This is a genomic window from Bradyrhizobium sp. SZCCT0231 (assembly GCF_018130245.1).
Classification (GTDB): domain Bacteria; phylum Pseudomonadota; class Alphaproteobacteria; order Rhizobiales; family Xanthobacteraceae; genus Bradyrhizobium; species Bradyrhizobium japonicum_F.
In genome coordinates, this window is record NZ_JAFCKP010000012.1 from 81,430 (window position 1) to 97,294 (window position 15,865).

Consider the following 15,865-nt stretch of genomic DNA (forward strand, 5'->3'; position numbering starts at 1 on the left):
TCAGCGTCCGCGCGGCGCGTCAGCGTCCGCCGGACACATCGAGAATGGCTGAGGTGACGTAGGAGGCCTCGTCCGATATCAGCCAGACGATGGCATTGGCGATTTCATCCGCGGTGCCGACGCGCTTCATCGGCACCAGATGGGCCAGACGATGGGCGCGGTCGGGCTCGCCACCGGCGGCGTGGATTTCGGTGTCGATCAGGCCGGGACGGATCGCCGCGACGCGGATGCCCTCGCCCGCGACCTCATGGCCGAGGCCGACGGTGAAGGAATCGATCGCGCCCTTGGACGCGGCGTAGTCGACATAGGTGTTGGGTGCGCCGAGCCTGGCCGCGACCGACGACAGATTGACGATGACGCCGCCCTTGCCGCCATGCTTGGTCGACATCCGCTTCACCGCCTCGCGCGCGCACAAGATGGAGCCGGTGACGTTGACCGCCAGCACGCGCTGGATACGCTCGGCCGACATCTCGTCGACGCGCACGCCGCTTGTCCCGACGATGCCGCCATTGTTGACGAGCGCCCCGAGCGTGCCGAACTTGTCGGCTTCCTTGAACAGGTTGAGGATGTCGCTTTCCTCGGCGACATCGCATTTCACCGCGATGGCCTTGCCGTTGCTGGCCTCGATCTGCGCGACGACCTCGTCGGCCGCATTCTTGTTGCTGGCATAGCCGACCACGACGCGAAAGCCGCGCGCAGCCGCCGCGATCGCGGTCGCCCGCCCGATGCCGCGGCTGCCGCCGGTGATGACAACGACTTTATCCATCACATCCATCCCCACGCATTGGACCGACGAAGGCCGGTCCCGATTCTTGTCCGCGCTACGAAGTCTTGTCCTCAAGCGCGGCCAATCGATCCAATACTGACTTGTCCGTCAGACTCACCAGGTAGAACAGAATGAAGGGAGTAACGAACGGAATCAGACACCAAAAGGCAAAGCCTGTCCCCTTACCCTTCCTGCGACTGATCGGAATCGCAAAGAGGAAGAAGATAAAGGTGGTCAGCAGGAATGGCAGGAGGGAGAGAAGAAGCGACGGCTCCTCCATTGCCCCCTCCCCTTAGAGATCGAGCACCAGCCGCGCCGGATCTTCAAGGCTCTCCTTGACGCGAACGAGGAACGTGACCGCTTCCTTGCCGTCGATGACGCGGTGATCATAGGACAGCGCCAGATACATCATCGGGCGAACCTCGATCTTGCCGCCGACGACCATCGGCCGCTCCTGGATCTTGTGCATGCCGAGAATGCCCGACTGCGGCGCGTTCAGGATCGGGGTCGACATCAGCGAGCCGTAGATGCCGCCATTGGTGATGGTGAAGGTGCCGCCCTGCATCTCGTCGATCTTGAGCTGGCCGTCACGGGCGCGGCGGCCGAAATCGGCGATGCCCTTCTCGATGTCGGAGATCGACTTGTGGTCGCAGTCGCGCACGACGGGCACGACCAGGCCCTTGTCGGTGCCGACGGCGACGCCGATGTGGTAATAGTTCTTGTAGATCAGGTCGCTGCCGTCGATCTCGGCGTTGACGGCCGGGATGTCCTTCAGCGCCTGCACGACGGCCTTGGTGAAGAAGCCCATGAAGCCGAGCTTGGCGCCATGCTTCTTCTCGAACGCATCCTTGTAGTGGGCGCGCAGCGCCATGACGTTGGTCATGTCGACCTCGTTGAAGGTCGTGAGCATGGCCGCGGTGTTCTGCACGTCCTTGAGGCGGCGCGCGATGGTCTGGCGCAGGCGGGTCATCTTGACGCGCTCCTCGCGGGCGGCGTCATCGGCCGGCGACGGCGCGCGAACCTGAACGGCGGCGGCGGGCTGGTTGACCGGGGTCGGTGCGGAGGCCGCGCGCTCGATCGCAGCTAACATGTCACCCTTGGTGACGCGGCCATCCTTGCCGGAGCCGGGAACCGTCGAGGCGTCGATGCCGGTCTCGGCCGAGAGCTTGCGCACGGACGGGGCGAGCGGCGCATCGGCCGGCGGCGCCTTCGCGGCAGCGGGAGCAGCGGCGGCGGCCGCAGGAGCAGCAGCCTTGGCGGGAGCGGCGGCGGGCTTGGCAGCGCCGGCACCGTCGGTGATCTGGCCGAGCAGCGCGCCGACCGCAACAGTCACACCATCGGCCGCGATGATCTCGCTCAGCGTGCCGGCGGACGGCGCGGGGACTTCGATGGTGACCTTGTCGGTCTCGAGCTCCACCAGGGGCTCGTCGACGGCGACGGGATCGCCGGCCTTCTTGAACCAGCGGCCGATGGTGGCCTCGGTGACGGATTCGCCGAGCGTCGGCACACGAATTTCAGTCATGGTCTCTTCCTTAAGGGATCGCAGGTAGCGGTCATGAATTCAGGTGTCATCGGCCGACGAAAAGCAGGCCATCCAGCAAGCCGGGACGTTTGCATTCACGTCGCGGCTACTGGATGCCCCGCTCCGGTGCGCTGGTTGCGCACAAGGCGGGGCATGACGCAGTTCAAAAAGTTCAGCTCAGTGCTTCGTCCAGGAACGCCTTCAGCTGCGCCTGATGCTTGGACATCAGACCCGTGGCGGTCGCGGCGGAAGCGGCGCGGCCGACATAACGCGGACGCCGGCTCACGCCGTTGACCTGGTTCAGCACCCATTCCAGATAGGGCTCGATGAAGTGCCAGGCACCCATGTTGCGGGGCTCTTCCTGGCACCACACCATCTCGGCCTTCTTGAAGCGCGACAGCTCGGCCACCAGCGCCTTCAGCGGCACCGGATAGAGCTGCTCGACGCGCATCAGATAGATGTCGTCGATGCCGCGCTTCTCGCGCTCCTCGTAGAGGTCGTAATAGACCTTGCCGGAGCACAGCACGATGCGGCGGATCTTCTCGTCCGGAACGAGCTTGACGGCCTCGTTCGGCAGCATCTGGGCGTCATCATACAGAATGCGGTGGAAGGTCGTGCCCTTCGCGAGCTCTTCGAGACGCGACACCGCCCGCTTGTGGCGCAGCAGCGACTTCGGCGTCATCATGATCAGCGGCTTGCGGATCTCGCGATGCAGCTGCCGGCGCAGCACGTGGAAGTAGTTCGCCGGCGTGGTCGGATAGACCACCTGCATGTTGTCTTCCGCGCACATCTGCAGATAACGCTCGAGGCGCGCCGAGGAGTGCTCCGGTCCCTGGCCCTCATAGCCGTGCGGCAGCAGGCAGACGAGGCCGGACATTCGCAGCCATTTGCGTTCGCCCGAGGAGATGAACTGGTCGAACACGACCTGCGCGCCATTGGCGAAGTCGCCGAACTGGGCTTCCCACAGGGTCAGCGTGTTCGGCTCGGCGAGCGAATAGCCGTATTCGAAGCCGAGCACGGCCTCTTCCGACAGCAGCGAGTTGATGACCTCGTAGTGGCCCTGCTCGTGGCCGAGATGGTTGAACGGCGTGTAGCGGCTCTCGTCTTCCTGATCGATCAGGACCGAATGGCGTTGCGAGAAGGTGCCGCGCTCCGAATCCTGTCCGGACAGGCGGACGTGATGGTTTTCGTTGAGCAGCGAGCAGAACGCCAGCGCCTCGCCGGTCGCCCAGTCGATGCCGGTACCGGTGTCGATCGCCTTCGAGCGGTTATCGAGGAAACGCTGGATGGTGCGGTGAACGCGGAAGCCGTCCGGCACCTTGGTGATCTTGCGGCCAATGTCCTTCAGCGTGGCGATGTCGACGCCGGTGACGCCGCGCCGCGCATCCTCTTCCTGGTCGGCGATCTTGAAGCCGGCCCACTTGCCGTCGAGCCAGTCGGCCTTGTTCGGCTTGTAGGAGGTGCCGGCCTCGAACTCGGCATCGAGCCGCGAGCGCCAGTCGGCCTTCAGCTTGTCGACCTCGCCCTCGGTGACCACGCCCTCGGCGATCAGGCGCTTGGTATAGATCGACAGCGTCGACGGATGGGCCGCGATCCGCTTGTACATGACCGGCTGGGTGAACGCCGGCTCATCGCCCTCGTTGTGGCCGTAGCGCCGATAGCACCACATGTCGATCACGACCGGTTTGTGGAACTTCTGCCGGAATTCGGTCGCGACCTTCGCGGCGAACACGACGGCTTCCGGATCGTCGCCGTTCACGTGGAAGATCGGCGCGTCGATCATCTTCGCCACATCCGACGGATAGGGCGAAGAACGGGAATAACGCGGATAGGTGGTGAAGCCGATCTGGTTGTTGACGATGAAGTGCACGGAGCCGCCGGTGCGGTAGCCCTTCAGGTCCGACAGGCCGAAGCATTCGGCGACCACGCCCTGGCCGGCGAACGCAGCATCGCCGTGCATCAGGAGCGGCATCACCGAGATGCGCATATCCGGCGGATCGCCGTGCTGGTCCTGCTTCGCACGCACCTTGCCGAGCACGACGGGATCGACGATCTCGAGATGCGAGGGGTTGGCGGTCAATGACAGGTGGATGCGGTTGCCGTCGAACTCGCGGTCCGAGGAGGCGCCGAGGTGGTACTTGACGTCGCCCGAGCCTTCGACCGCGTCGGGGTTGGCCGAGCCGCCCTTGAACTCGTGGAACAGTGCGCGATGGGCCTTGCCCAACACCTGGGTCAGCACGTTGAGGCGGCCGCGATGCGGCATGCCGAGCACGATTTCCTTCACGCCGAGATTGCCGCCGCGCTTGATGATCTGCTCGAGCGCGGGGATCAGCGCTTCACCGCCGTCGAGGCCGAAGCGCTTGGTGCCGGTGAACTTGGTGTCGCAGAACTTTTCGAAACCCTCGGCTTCGACCAGCTTCGTCAGGATCGCTCTGCGGCCTTCGCGGGTGAACGAGATCTCCTTATCGGGTCCCTCGATGCGCTCCTGGATCCAGGCCTTCTGCGCGGCATTGCTGATATGCATGAATTCGACGCCGAGCGTCTGGCAGTAGGTGCGCTCGCAGATCGCAGTGATTTCGCGCAAGGTGCCGTATTCGAGGCCGAGCACGTGATCGAGGAAGATCTTGCGGTCGAAATCGGCTTCGCTGAAGCCGTAGGTCCGCGGATCGAGCTCTTCGCGGTTGCGCTGGGCTTCGATGCCGAGCGGATCGAGCTTGGCGTGGAAGTGGCCGCGCATGCGGTAGGAGCGGATCAGCATCAAGGCGCGGACGGAATCGCGCGTGGCCTGAAGCACGTCGGCGGAGGAGATGTCGGCGCCCTTGTCGCCTCCCTTGGCCTGCGCCTTGGCGGCGATCTTGGCACCGACCGCCTTCTCGACCTCGGCCCAGTTGCCGTCGAGGGCGGAGGTCAGATCATCCTTCGGCGTCAGCGGCCAGTTGTCCCGCTCCCAGGACGGCCCTTCCGCGTTCTTGCTGATGTCGGCGGGCGCGTCGTTCAGGCTCTTGAAGAACTCCTGCCACTCGGCGTCGACCGAGGACGGGTCCTTCTCGTAGCGGGCGTAGATTTCGTCGATGTAGGTGGCGTTGGTGCCCTGCAAAAACGATGACAGGGCAAAGGCTGCGTTCGCGTCCTGGCGAGACATACTTGAGTTCCTGGCGATTTCGGTTCGCGCATAACAAACGGCGCTGGCGCCGAGCTCCCCCGACAGGGCTCGACGCGACAGGCACCCTTTACCCTATTTGCTGCGAAACTTCGCCCGGAAAAGCACGAAGAAGTGAATTAGCCCTTCAACTTTTCGGCAAGCGTGTGGCCGAGGCGGGCGGGCGACGGGGACACTGTAATCCCTGCGGATTTCATCGCTTCGGTCTTGGAACCAGCATCGCCCTTGCCGCCCGAAATGATCGCGCCGGCATGGCCCATGCGACGGCCGGGAGGGGCGGTGACGCCGGCGATGAAGCCGACCATCGGCTTCCTGCGGCCGCGCTTGGCCTCGTCCTTGAGGAACTGGGCGGCGTCCTCCTCGGCGGAACCGCCGATCTCGCCGATCATGATGATCGATTCGGTCTTGGGGTCCGCGAGCAGCATCTCCAGCACGTCGATGAACTCGGTGCCCTTGACCGGGTCGCCGCCGATGCCGACCGCGGTGGTCTGGCCGAGGCCTTCCTGGGAGGTCTGGAACACGGCTTCATAGGTCAGCGTGCCCGAGCGGGAGACGATGCCGACCGAACCGGTCTTGAAGATGTTGGCGGGCATGATGCCGATCTTGCACTCGCCCGCGGTCATGACGCCCGGGCAGTTCGGCCCGATCAGGCGCGACTTGGAGCCGATCAGCGAGCGCTTCACCCGCACCATGTCGATGACGGGAATGCCCTCGGTGATGCAGACGATCAGCGGGATCTCGGCATCGATGGCCTCGCAGATCGCATCCGCCGCACCCGGCGGCGGCACGTAGATCACCGACGCGTCGGCACCGGTCTTCTCACGCGCCTCGCGCACGGTGTCGAACACCGGCAGGCCCAGATGCGTCGAGCCGCCTTTGCCCGGCGAGGTGCCGCCGACCATCTTGGTGCCGTAGGCGATCGCGGCCTCGGAGTGGAAGGTGCCGTTCTTGCCGGTGAAGCCCTGGCAGATGACCTTGGTGTTCTTGTCGATCAGGATGGACATGAGGTCTGCTTTCGCGAAACTAACAGAGTGAGAGGGTCAGTGGATGCGGCGGTAGACGCCGGTGAGGACGTCGGCCCAGCCTTCCGCGTCCGGCGAGAACTGGATCTTCAACGAGTAGGAATCCTCGTTGATGATCTCGTAGACGTGGCGCGCATTGCCGCGGAGCGAGCCGCGCACCAGCGTCAGGGTCTTGCCGACCCAGCCGCCGGAGGCGGGCGAGGGCGGCGTGTAGCCGAGCGAGTCGTACCAGAACAATTTGTAGGTCCGGTCGTCGCGGTCGTAGGTGAAGATGCCGTGGGTGGCGAAGACCTGCTTGCCGTCGCGCATCTGCACCGCGTCCTGGATCAGATAGAATCCATTCAGGTCCATGCGCGCGACGACGTGCGAGGTGGCCGGCCCGCCCGCCGTCCAGCGCGACGGGAAGACCACCTCCTCACCATCCCATTCGCCGGCGAACGCGGCGAGGCGCGTGTGCTCGGGGAGCGGAGATGATGCGGCGAGATGGTCCTGGGCCATGGCCTTAGCCTCCCTTGACGGCCTTCACGATCTTCTGCGCGGCGTCGTCGAGATTGTCGGCCGGCACCACGTTCAGTCCGGATTCAAGGATGATCTTCTTGCCGAGTTCGACATTGGTGCCTTCGAGGCGGACCACCAGCGGCACGCTGAGGCCGACCTCGCGAACCGCAGCCGTGACGCCCTCGGCGATCACGTCGCACTTCATGATGCCGCCGAAGATGTTGACCAGGATGCCCTTCACGTTGGGATCGGCGGTGATGATCTTGAACGCGGCCGCGACCTTCTCCTTGCTGGCGCTGCCGCCGACGTCGAGGAAGTTCGCCGGCGCCATGCCGTAGAGCTTGATGATGTCCATCGTCGCCATGGCGAGGCCGGCGCCGTTGACCATGCAGCCGATGTTGCCGTCGAGCGTGACGTAGTTGAGATCGTACTTGGACGCCTCGATCTCCTTGGCGTCCTCCTCGGTCTCGTCGCGCAGCGCGAGCACCTCGGGGTGACGGAACAGCGCGTTGTCGTCGAACGACACCTTGGCGTCGAGCACGCGGAGCTGGCCCTGCTTGGTCACGACCAGCGGGTTGATCTCCAGCATCGACATGTCCTTGGCGACGAAGGCGGCGTAGAGCTGCGCGGTGAGCTTCTCGGCCTGCTTGGCGAGATCGCCGGAGAGCTTCAGCGCGTTCGCAACCGTGCGGCCATGATGGCCCATGATGCCCGTGGCGGGATCGACAGAGAAAGTGACGATCTTCTCGGGGGTGTTGTGGGCGACGTCCTCGATGTTGACGCCGCCCTCGGTCGAGACGACGAAGGAGACGCGCGAGGTCTCGCGGTCGACCAGGATCGACAGATAGAACTCCTTGTCGATGTCGGAGCCGTCCTCGACGTAGAGGCGGTTGACCTGCTTGCCGGCGGGGCCGGTCTGCACGGTCACCAGCGTCGCGCCCAGCATCTGCTTGGCGAACTCGGAGACTTCCGCGGCCGACTTGGCGATGCGGACGCCGCCCTTGTCGCCGGCCGAGGCTTCCTTGAACTTGCCCTTGCCGCGGCCGCCGGCATGGATCTGGCTCTTCACCACATAGACCGGACCCGGCAGCGCCTTGGCAGCGGCTTCCGCATCAGTGGCCTTGAGGACCGGCACGCCCTTGGAGATCGGCACGCCGAACTCACCCAGCAGCGCTTTGGCCTGATATTCATGGATATTCATATGGTCGCTCCCTGAACCCGCGGGCGGTGACCCCATGGGCCCCACCTCAGTCTTGTGGCTGGCATACCATATACCACAGGAACTGCAACCCGGATTCTTTGACTTCGAGATCTGGACGGCTGGACCGGAACCAGCCCAGCCTTCAACAAGGTTGCAAGCCGGTCCCGGAAGTGAAACCGCCGAAGACCGGGTTTCGATCTTCGGCGGGGTATCGTTTACGCCTTAGCGGCCGAGAAGATCGGGTGCGATCTTCTTGCAGGCATCCACCAGGCCCTGCACCGCGCCGACCGACTTGTCGAAGGCCTCGCGGTCCTTGCCGGCGAGCTCGATCTCGACGACGCGCTCGACGCCCTTGGAGCCGATCACGACGGGCACGCCGACATACATGTCCTTCACGCCGTATTCGCCGTTCAGGTACGCGGCCGAGGGCAGCACGCGCTTCTTGTCACGCAGATAGCTCTCGGCCATCGCGATGGCGGACGCCGCCGGCGCATAGAAGGCCGAGCCGGTCTTGAGCAAATTGACGATCTCGGCGCCGCCGTTGCGGGTGCGGTCGACGATCTCGTCGAGGCGCGCCTGCGAGGTCCAGCCCATCTTGACGAGGTCGGGCAGCGGAATGCCGGCGACGGTGGAGTACTTCACCAGCGGCACCATGGTGTCGCCATGGCCGCCGAGCACGAAGGCGGTGACGTCCTCGACCGAGACGTTGAACTCGTCGGCCAGGAAGTAGCGGAAGCGCGCCGAATCCAGCACGCCGGCCATGCCGACGACCTTCTTGTGCGGCAGGCCCGAGGCCTTCTGCAGCGCCCAGACCATCGCGTCGAGCGGGTTGGTGATGCAGATGACGAAGGCGTCGGGGGCGTACTTCTTGATGCCGGCGCCGACCTGCTCCATGACCTTGAGGTTGATGGAGAGGAGGTCGTCGCGGCTCATGCCGGGCTTGCGCGGCACGCCGGCGGTGACGATGCAGACCTTGGCGTTGTCGAGCGCCTCATAGGAGTTCGCGCCGGTGTAATGGGCGTCGAAGCCGTCGACCGGCGAGGACTGCGCGATGTCGAGCGCCTTGCCCTGCGGCACGCCCTCGGCGATGTCGAACATCACGACGTCGCCCAGTTCTTTCAGGCCGATGAGGTGAGCCAGCGTTCCGCCGATCTGACCGGAGCCAATCAAAGCAATCTTGTCGCGCGCCATGTGAACCTGTCCTTTAGACACGTAAGGAGGGGAAAACTGAGACGGGTGGTTATCCCTTTCGCTTCCCCCGTTCAAGTCGCCCAATGCCCAATTGTCGGGCTTGGCGCGGCCTCGGGCACACAGCCCCTGTCATTCCGGGGCGCGACCAAAGTCGCGAGCCCGGAATCCATAACCACCATCGGGAGTATGGATTCCGGGCTCGCGCTCCGCGCGCCCCGGAATGACGGGCAGAGATAGGACTTAAGTCTCTACCAGGCCCTTGGTGGAGCCGCTCGCGGTGGAATCCTTGCGGCCGTGAGGCAGCGCCAAATAGGTTTCCGAGCTCATTTCGATCAGGCGCGAGGCGGTCCGCTTGAACTCCATGGCCTCGGTGCCCTCGGTGGCGAGGTAGAGCGAGATCGGGTTGGCGTCGGCCGAGGCCATCAGCTTCACGGCGTTGTCATAGAGCGCGTCGATCAGCGTGATGAAGCGCTTGGCCGCGTTGCGCTGGGAGAAATCCATCACTGGAATATGGTCGACCAGGATGGTGTGATAGTCGTGCGCCAGCCTGAGGTAGTCGGATGCACCGAGGGGCTTCTCGCAGAGGTCGGCGAACGAGAACCGCGCCACGCCATGGGCCGAGCACGGCACATGCAGGATGCGGCCCTTGATCGAAATATCGCGCGACCTGCATTTGGCGCCGCCCGACATCCGCTTCCAGGCGCGGTCGAGCGCGGCGTCCGCATCGCCATCCGCCGGTGTCAGCCACATCGGCACGCCCTGCAGCTTCTCCAACCGGAAGTCGGTGCGCGCATCGAGCCGCGCGACGTCCATATGGCCCGTGATCTGCTTGATGAAGGGCAGGAACAGCGAGCGGTTCAAGCCGCCCTTGTAGAGATCGTCGGGCGCGACGTTGGAGGTCGCGACCACGACGGTGCCGAGCTCGAACAATTTCGCGAACAGGCGTCCCAGGATCATCGCGTCAGCGATGTCGGTGACGTGGAATTCGTCGAAGCAGAGCAGCCAGCTCTCCTCGAAGATCGCGTTCGCGGTCAGCGCGATGACGTCGCCGTCGGCGATCTCGCCGCGCGCGATGCTCTGGCGATAGTCGTAGATGCGCTCATGTGCCTCCGCCATGAACTCGTGGAAATGCGCGCGCCGCTTGTGCTCGACCGAGGCGTGCTGGAAGAACAGGTCCATCAGCATGGTCTTGCCGCGGCCGACCTCGCCGTGGATGTAGAGCCCGCGCGGCGCATCATCCTTGTCGTTGCTGCTGAACAGGCGGCTGAGCAGGCCCTGCTTGCGCAACGGGTTGTAAGTGGCCAGCCGCTGGTCGAGCGCCACATAGGCCTCGGCGACCTCGGCCTGCGCAGCATCCGGCTCGATCGCGCCGGACGCGATCTCGGCCTGGTATGCCTCGCGGAATGGGGAACTGGGGGTGGAGAGCATGGCCCTTTACCGCCAGAGACGGACGGAAATTGCAAGCCGTGAATCGAGGTCGGAGCTATGCGCTTTCGTGTCCCGGACGCGCTGCAGCGTGTAACGCTGCTGCGCAGAGCCGGGACCCATATTTCGTTCATCGCGGAACGCTGGGCCCCGGCTCTACGGCCGGGGCATGAGACTCGCGCTACTCACACAGTTCGTACGCGTCCTCGACGACATACGGCCCGCCGCCGGTGGAGGCTCGAGAGGAGAACAGCACAAAACGCTCGGCCATGAACGCCTTGCTCGGGAAGTAGCCGCGCAGCGAGAGATAGTCGGCGACGTCGCGGTCGGAGGCGTCGTGCAGCCGGGCCAGCGTCACATGCGGGATGAACTTGCGGCCTTCAGGGTTGAGGCCGATCCGCTGCATCATGCGCTCGAGCTCGGCCTGCAATTCCATCAGCGGCTTGCTCGGCACGATGGTGGCGACCACTGCGCGCGGCTTGCGGCCGCCGAAGCTGGTGAGCCCTTGCACCTTCACCTCGAACGGCTTGCGGTCGACGCGAAACAGCATCGAGGCGATCTCGTTGGCGGAAGCGCCGTCGATGTCGCCGATGAAGCGCAAGGTGACGTGATAATTTTCGGGATCGATCCAGCGGGCGCCGGGGAGGCCGCCCCTCAAGTTGGAAAGCGACTGGCCGATCTCGGCCGGAATTTCCAGACCCGTGAACAAACGCGGCATCGTTTCGCACTCCCGATGCTTGGGTACAGCCCTCTAGGAGCAAGGACCATATCCAAATTAGAGCCGGCGACGAATCACCGGTACCCTGATTCCTATCGCAGTTGTGTGACTCTGCGAAGCATGCCGCGCCTCACTCCCGCAAAACCCTGGGAATTACGGTGAACGCTGCCTGCGTTTCAACGCCGTTGCCCAGCGATCGTGCCGAGGAATGCCTCCACCGTGGGCATGATGCTGCCGACGATGATGTCGACGCCGGCCGCAGTCGGATGAATGCCGTCGGCCTGGTTGAGCTTGGCGTCGGCCGCGACGCCCTCGAGGAAGAACGGATAGAGCGGCACGTCGAATCGTTTCGCCAGATCCGGATAAATCGAATTGAAGCGCGCGGCATAGTCGTCGCCGTAATTCGGCGGCGCCAGCATGCCGCACAGCATCACCGCGATCTTGCGCGCCTTGAGCCGCTGGATGATGTCGGTCAGCGCGGCGCGCGTCAAATCGGGATCGATGCCGCGCAGCGCGTCGTTGGCGCCGAGCTCGACGATCACGCCATCGGTTCCATCGGGCACCGACCAGTCGAGCCGGTCGCGGCCGCCGGAGGTGGTGTCGCCGGACACCCCGGCATTGGTCATGTCGACCATTATGCCTTTGGTTTGCAAGGCTTTTTGAAGCTTTTGGGGGAACGCCTCCTGGGCCGGGAGGCCGAGACCGGCGCTCAAGGAATCGCCGAGAACGACAAGCCTGACCGGTTTTGTTGCGCCCGCCCAAGCCGGGGGCGCCATCGTCATCAAGGCGAGCATCAACACGGCTATGTGCATGAACAATCCGTAACGCCTCTCGACCCCGCGTGCGGAGTTGCCATATGACCGGACCATGGACACTCGCATCGACCCCTCTTCGCTCGCCGCCAACGCCGCGGACACCATCGCCATCTCCAACGTCAATCTCTCATTGGGCACGGGCGCGGCACGCGTTCACATCCTCAAGGATATCAGCCTGCGGGTCGCCTCGGGCGAGGCGATCGGCCTGATCGGCCCGTCAGGCTCGGGCAAATCCACGCTGCTGATGGTGATGGCGGGGCTGGAGCGTCCTGATAGCGGAGAGGTGGTGGTATCGGGCACGGCTTTCAATGCCCTCGACGAGGACGCGCTCGCGCGCTTCCGCGGCCGCCAGGTCGGCATCGTCTTCCAGTCCTTCCACCTGATCCCGACCATGACGGCGCTGGAGAACGTCGCGGTGCCGCTCGAGCTTGCCGGCAACCCCGATGCCGCGAAGCGCGCGGCGCAGGAGCTGCAATCGGTCGGGCTCGGCGACCGCCTGCATCACTACCCGACGCAGCTCTCCGGCGGCGAGCAGCAGCGCGTCGCGCTCGCGCGCGCGCTGGCGCCCGATCCCGCGATCCTCGTCGCCGACGAGCCCACCGGCAATCTCGACGAGACGACCGGAAAGCAGATCGTCGATCTCCTGTTCAGCAAGCACGCCGAGCGCGGCATGACCTTGGTGCTGGTGACGCACGATTCCTCGCTCGCACATCGCTGCGACCGCGTCATCCGCCTGCGCTCCGGGCGCATCGACACGCAGTCTGCGCCGGCATGAGCGCTTTGGTCGAATCGTTCGCGAAGCCGAACGCCGTCGCGCTGTCGCTGCGCTATGCGCTGCGCGAATTGCGCGGGGGCCTGCGCGGCTTCTATGTCTTCATCGCCTGCATCGCGCTCGGCGTGATGGCGATTGCCGGCGTCGGCTCGGTCTCCGCAAGCCTGAGCGATGGTCTCGCCCGCGAAGGCCGCACGCTGCTCGGCGGCGACGTCTCCTTCGTGCTGTTCCAGCGCGAGGCCAAGCCGGAAGAGGTTGCGTTCCTGCGCTCGCGCGGCACGCTCTCGACCGCGGCGACCTTGCGCGGCATGGCGCGCACGACGGACGGCAAGCTGGCGCTGGTCGAGATGAAGGCGGTCGACGGCACCTATCCGATGCTGGGACAGCTGACGCTGGCGCCGCAGCTGCCGATGGCCGATCTGCTCGCCGAGCATAACGGCGCGTTCGGCGCCGCCGCCGATCCGACGCTGCTGGCGCGGCTTTCTCTCAAGACCGGCGACCGCGTCACGATCGGGGCCGCAACGTTCCAGATCCGCTCGACGGTCGAAGCCGAGCCCGACAAGCTCGCCGGCGGCATCGGATTCGGGCCGCGCTTTCTGATCAGCGAGGCGGCCTTGCGCGCCACCGGCCTGATCCAGCCCGGCAGCCTGGTGCGCTGGGTCTACCGGGTCAAGCTGCCCGAGACCGCGAACAACGAGCGCGCCACCGAAGCCTTCATCGCGGACGCCCGCAACGCCGCGCCGCAGGCCGGCTGGGAGATCCGCAGCCGCTCCAATGCCTCGCCGCAGCTCGAGCGCAACATCCACCGCTTCACCCAGTTCCTGACCCTGGTCGGCCTTGCCGCGCTGCTGGTCGGCGGTGTCGGCGTTGCCAATGCCGTGAAGAGCCATATCGACCGCCGGCTCGAGGTGATCGCGGCCCTCAAGGCCGTCGGCGCGACCGGGCGCGACGTCTTCGGCATCTATCTCGCGCAGGTCATCCTGCTCGCGGGCATCGGCTCGGTGATCGGCCTTGTGCTCGGCGCCGCCATGCCCTTCGCCATCGTCGGGCTGTTCGGCAAGCTGTTGCCGCTGCCGGTGGTGCCGGCCGTGCACGCCGACGAGCTCGCACTGTCCTTCGTCTATGGCCTGCTCACTGCGCTCGCCTTCGGCCTGTGGCCGCTCGGCCGCGTGCACGACGTGCCGGTGGCGGCGCTGTTTCGCGACACCATCAGCTCCGAATGGCACCGGCCGCGCGCGAGCTATCTCGTGTTCATGGGCGTCGTGATCGCGCTGCTCGTCGCCGTGGTGATCGGCCTGTCGTTCGACAAGCGCATCGCTGCGGTGTTCGTGGCCTCCTCCGTCGTCGTGTTCGCCTTGCTGCGCGGCATCGCCGCTCTGCTTATGGCAAGCGCGCGACGGCTGCCGCGGACGCGGCTGCCGATGCTGCGCCTGGCGATCGCCAACATCCACCGGCCGGGCGCGCTGACGCCCTCGGTCGTGCTGTCGCTCGGCCTCGGGCTCGCCGTGCTCGTCACCATCACCCAGATCGACGGCAATCTGCGGCGGCAGTTCCTCGCCGCTCTCCCCGATCAGGCGCCATCCTTTTTCTTCATCGACATCCCGAGCACGCAGGCCGAGCAGTTCGATGGCTATCTGCGCCAGATCGCGCCGGGCGCCAGGATCGAGGACGTGCCGATGCTGCGCGGGCGCATCGTCGCCGCGCGCGGCGTTCGCGCCGAGGAGCTCAAGCCCAGCACGGATTCCGAATGGGTGCTGCAGAGCGACCGCGGCCTGACCTATACAGCCGAGCTGCCGAAGGGTTCCAAGGTGGTCGAGGGCGAGTGGTGGAGCGCAGACTATTCCGGCCCGCCGCTGGTCTCGATGGAGAAGAAGATCGCCGACGGGTTGGGCCTCAAGCTCGGGGACGAGGTGGTGGTCAACGTGCTCGGCCGTGACATCCCGGCGAAGATCAGCAATTTGCGCAACATCGACTGGCAGGGGCTCGGCATCAATTTCGTCCTCGTGTTCTCGCCCAACGCCTTCAAGGGCGCGCCGCATACCCATATCGCGACGCTGACGGAGACGGGCGGAAATGCGGCAGGCGACGGCAAGATCATCAAGGAGGTCGCCGACGCCTACCCCATGGTGACGAGCGTGCGCGTGCGCGAGGTGATGGAGACGGTCGGCTCGGTCGTGACCAATCTGGCGCTGGCGATCCGCGGCGCCAGCGCCGTGACCCTGATCTCGGCGATCCTGGTGCTGGGCGGCGCGCTCGCCGCCGGCCACCGTCACCGGGTCTATGATGCGGTGATCCTGAAGACGCTGGGCGCGACGCGGCTGCGGCTGCTCGGCGCCTATGCCCTCGAATACCTCCTGATCGGTCTCGCCACCGCGGTGTTCGGCGTGATCGCCGGCAGCATCGCGGCCTGGATGATCGTGACGCGGCTGATGACGCTGAGCTTCGTCTGGCAGGCCGGCAGCGCGGCCGGCGTGGTCGCGGCCGCCCTGGTCGTCACCGTCGGGCTCGGGCTCGCCGGCACGCTCCTGGCGTTGAACAAAAAGCCCGCCACGGTGTTGCGGAATTTGTGACAAAATGTAGCGGCCAGCCGCGCGGGAGCGAAATCGCACGATTCCTGCGATTAACCACGTCCGCTCGTCAGGATTGCAGCCAAGGGCGACATTCGGCCGCGCGTGGACGGTTGCAGCGAATGTGTTAGTTTCCCACATATCGAATGGGTTCGGAGACCTGATTGTTAGCCAAAATTTAGTCGGCTGGCAGCTGTATCCGAGATAG

At 65.3% G+C, this 15,865-nt stretch carries 13 protein-coding genes; 2 read left to right on the plus strand and 11 right to left on the minus strand.

What is annotated here, in order from left to right; genetic code table 11:
- Window positions 1-19: 19 nt before the first annotated feature.
- The 11 genes from JQ566_RS24250 to JQ566_RS24300 all read right to left on the minus strand — a co-directional run bounded on the left by JQ566_RS24250 (window position 20) and on the right by JQ566_RS24300 (window position 12,315).
- Window positions 20-769: an SDR family oxidoreductase gene (locus JQ566_RS24250; protein ID WP_212376630.1), complete on the minus strand. Its 750-nt coding sequence runs from the start codon at window positions 767-769 to the stop codon at window positions 20-22.
- 52 nt (window positions 770-821) lie between these two features.
- Window positions 822-1,046, minus strand: a complete 225-nt coding sequence (locus JQ566_RS24255; RefSeq protein WP_212376633.1) for a hypothetical protein — start codon at window positions 1,044-1,046, stop codon at window positions 822-824.
- Between the two features lie 12 nt (window positions 1,047-1,058).
- The gene (odhB, locus tag JQ566_RS24260) at window positions 1,059-2,288 is read right to left on the minus strand and encodes a 2-oxoglutarate dehydrogenase complex dihydrolipoyllysine-residue succinyltransferase (RefSeq protein WP_212376638.1); all 1,230 of its coding nucleotides are present in this window, start codon (window positions 2,286-2,288) and stop codon (window positions 1,059-1,061) included.
- 172 nt (window positions 2,289-2,460) lie between these two features.
- Window positions 2,461-5,430 carry a 2-oxoglutarate dehydrogenase E1 component gene (locus JQ566_RS24265; protein ID WP_212376641.1) on the minus strand — a complete coding sequence of 990 codons (2,970 nt, stop codon included), beginning with the start codon at window positions 5,428-5,430 and terminating at the stop codon, window positions 2,461-2,463.
- 137 nt (window positions 5,431-5,567) lie between these two features.
- Entirely contained in the window at window positions 5,568-6,452 is an 885-nt protein-coding gene (gene sucD / locus JQ566_RS24270; RefSeq protein ID WP_212376644.1) for a succinate--CoA ligase subunit alpha, read from the minus strand.
- 36 nt (window positions 6,453-6,488) lie between these two features.
- Window positions 6,489-6,968 (minus strand): DUF1579 family protein, encoded by a 480-nt coding sequence (locus tag JQ566_RS24275; protein WP_212376647.1) that lies wholly within the window; start codon window positions 6,966-6,968, stop codon window positions 6,489-6,491.
- Between the two features lie 4 nt (window positions 6,969-6,972).
- Window positions 6,973-8,169 carry an ADP-forming succinate--CoA ligase subunit beta gene (gene sucC, locus JQ566_RS24280; RefSeq protein ID WP_212376650.1) on the minus strand — a complete coding sequence of 399 codons (1,197 nt, stop codon included), beginning with the start codon at window positions 8,167-8,169 and terminating at the stop codon, window positions 6,973-6,975.
- 222 nt (window positions 8,170-8,391) lie between these two features.
- Window positions 8,392-9,360, minus strand: coding sequence for a malate dehydrogenase (gene mdh / locus JQ566_RS24285; protein WP_008145224.1), 969 nt, complete (start codon window positions 9,358-9,360; stop codon window positions 8,392-8,394).
- 240 nt (window positions 9,361-9,600) lie between these two features.
- Window positions 9,601-10,788 carry a cell division protein ZapE gene (gene zapE, locus JQ566_RS24290; RefSeq protein WP_212376653.1) on the minus strand — a complete coding sequence of 396 codons (1,188 nt, stop codon included), beginning with the start codon at window positions 10,786-10,788 and terminating at the stop codon, window positions 9,601-9,603.
- A gap of 178 nt (window positions 10,789-10,966) precedes the next feature.
- Window positions 10,967-11,503 (minus strand): RNA 2',3'-cyclic phosphodiesterase, encoded by a 537-nt coding sequence (thpR, locus tag JQ566_RS24295; protein ID WP_212376656.1) that lies wholly within the window; start codon window positions 11,501-11,503, stop codon window positions 10,967-10,969.
- Between the two features lie 176 nt (window positions 11,504-11,679).
- A complete protein-coding gene (locus JQ566_RS24300) occupies window positions 11,680-12,315 on the minus strand; it encodes an arylesterase (RefSeq protein ID WP_212376659.1) in 636 nt (211 codons plus the stop codon).
- Window positions 12,316-12,370: 55 nt separating this feature from the next.
- Here JQ566_RS24300 and JQ566_RS24305 point away from each other — a divergent pair, with 55 nt between their 5' ends.
- The gene (locus tag JQ566_RS24305) at window positions 12,371-13,093 is read left to right on the plus strand and encodes an ABC transporter ATP-binding protein (RefSeq protein ID WP_212376662.1); all 723 of its coding nucleotides are present in this window, start codon (window positions 12,371-12,373) and stop codon (window positions 13,091-13,093) included.
- The gene (locus JQ566_RS24310) at window positions 13,090-15,660 is read left to right on the plus strand and encodes an ABC transporter permease (protein ID WP_212376665.1); all 2,571 of its coding nucleotides are present in this window, start codon (window positions 13,090-13,092) and stop codon (window positions 15,658-15,660) included. Before JQ566_RS24305 ends, JQ566_RS24310 begins: the two co-directional genes overlap by 4 nt.
- Window positions 15,661-15,865 lie beyond the last annotated feature (205 nt).

Bases quoted from the DNA above. Each gene is read 5' to 3' on its own strand.
- odhB (WP_212376638.1), bottom strand. From the start codon at position 2,288: ATGACTGAAATTCGTGTGCCGACGCTCGGCGAATCCGTCACCGAGGCC.
- zapE (WP_212376653.1), bottom strand. From the start codon at position 10,788: ATGCTCTCCACCCCCAGTTCCCCATTCCGCGAGGCATACCAGGCCGAG.
- sucC (WP_212376650.1), bottom strand. From the start codon at position 8,169: ATGAATATCCATGAATATCAGGCCAAAGCGCTGCTGGGTGAGTTCGGC.
- mdh (WP_008145224.1), bottom strand. From the start codon at position 9,360: ATGGCGCGCGACAAGATTGCTTTGATTGGCTCCGGTCAGATCGGCGGA.
- JQ566_RS24255 (WP_212376633.1), bottom strand. From the start codon at position 1,046: ATGGAGGAGCCGTCGCTTCTTCTCTCCCTCCTGCCATTCCTGCTGACC.
- JQ566_RS24310 (WP_212376665.1), top strand. From the start codon at position 13,090: ATGAGCGCTTTGGTCGAATCGTTCGCGAAGCCGAACGCCGTCGCGCTG.
- JQ566_RS24305 (WP_212376662.1), top strand. From the start codon at position 12,371: ATGGACACTCGCATCGACCCCTCTTCGCTCGCCGCCAACGCCGCGGAC.
- sucD (WP_212376644.1), bottom strand. From the start codon at position 6,452: ATGTCCATCCTGATCGACAAGAACACCAAGGTCATCTGCCAGGGCTTC.
- JQ566_RS24275 (WP_212376647.1), bottom strand. From the start codon at position 6,968: ATGGCCCAGGACCATCTCGCCGCATCATCTCCGCTCCCCGAGCACACG.
- JQ566_RS24265 (WP_212376641.1), bottom strand. From the start codon at position 5,430: ATGTCTCGCCAGGACGCGAACGCAGCCTTTGCCCTGTCATCGTTTTTG.
- thpR (WP_212376656.1), bottom strand. From the start codon at position 11,503: ATGCCGCGTTTGTTCACGGGTCTGGAAATTCCGGCCGAGATCGGCCAG.
- JQ566_RS24300 (WP_212376659.1), bottom strand. From the start codon at position 12,315: ATGCACATAGCCGTGTTGATGCTCGCCTTGATGACGATGGCGCCCCCG.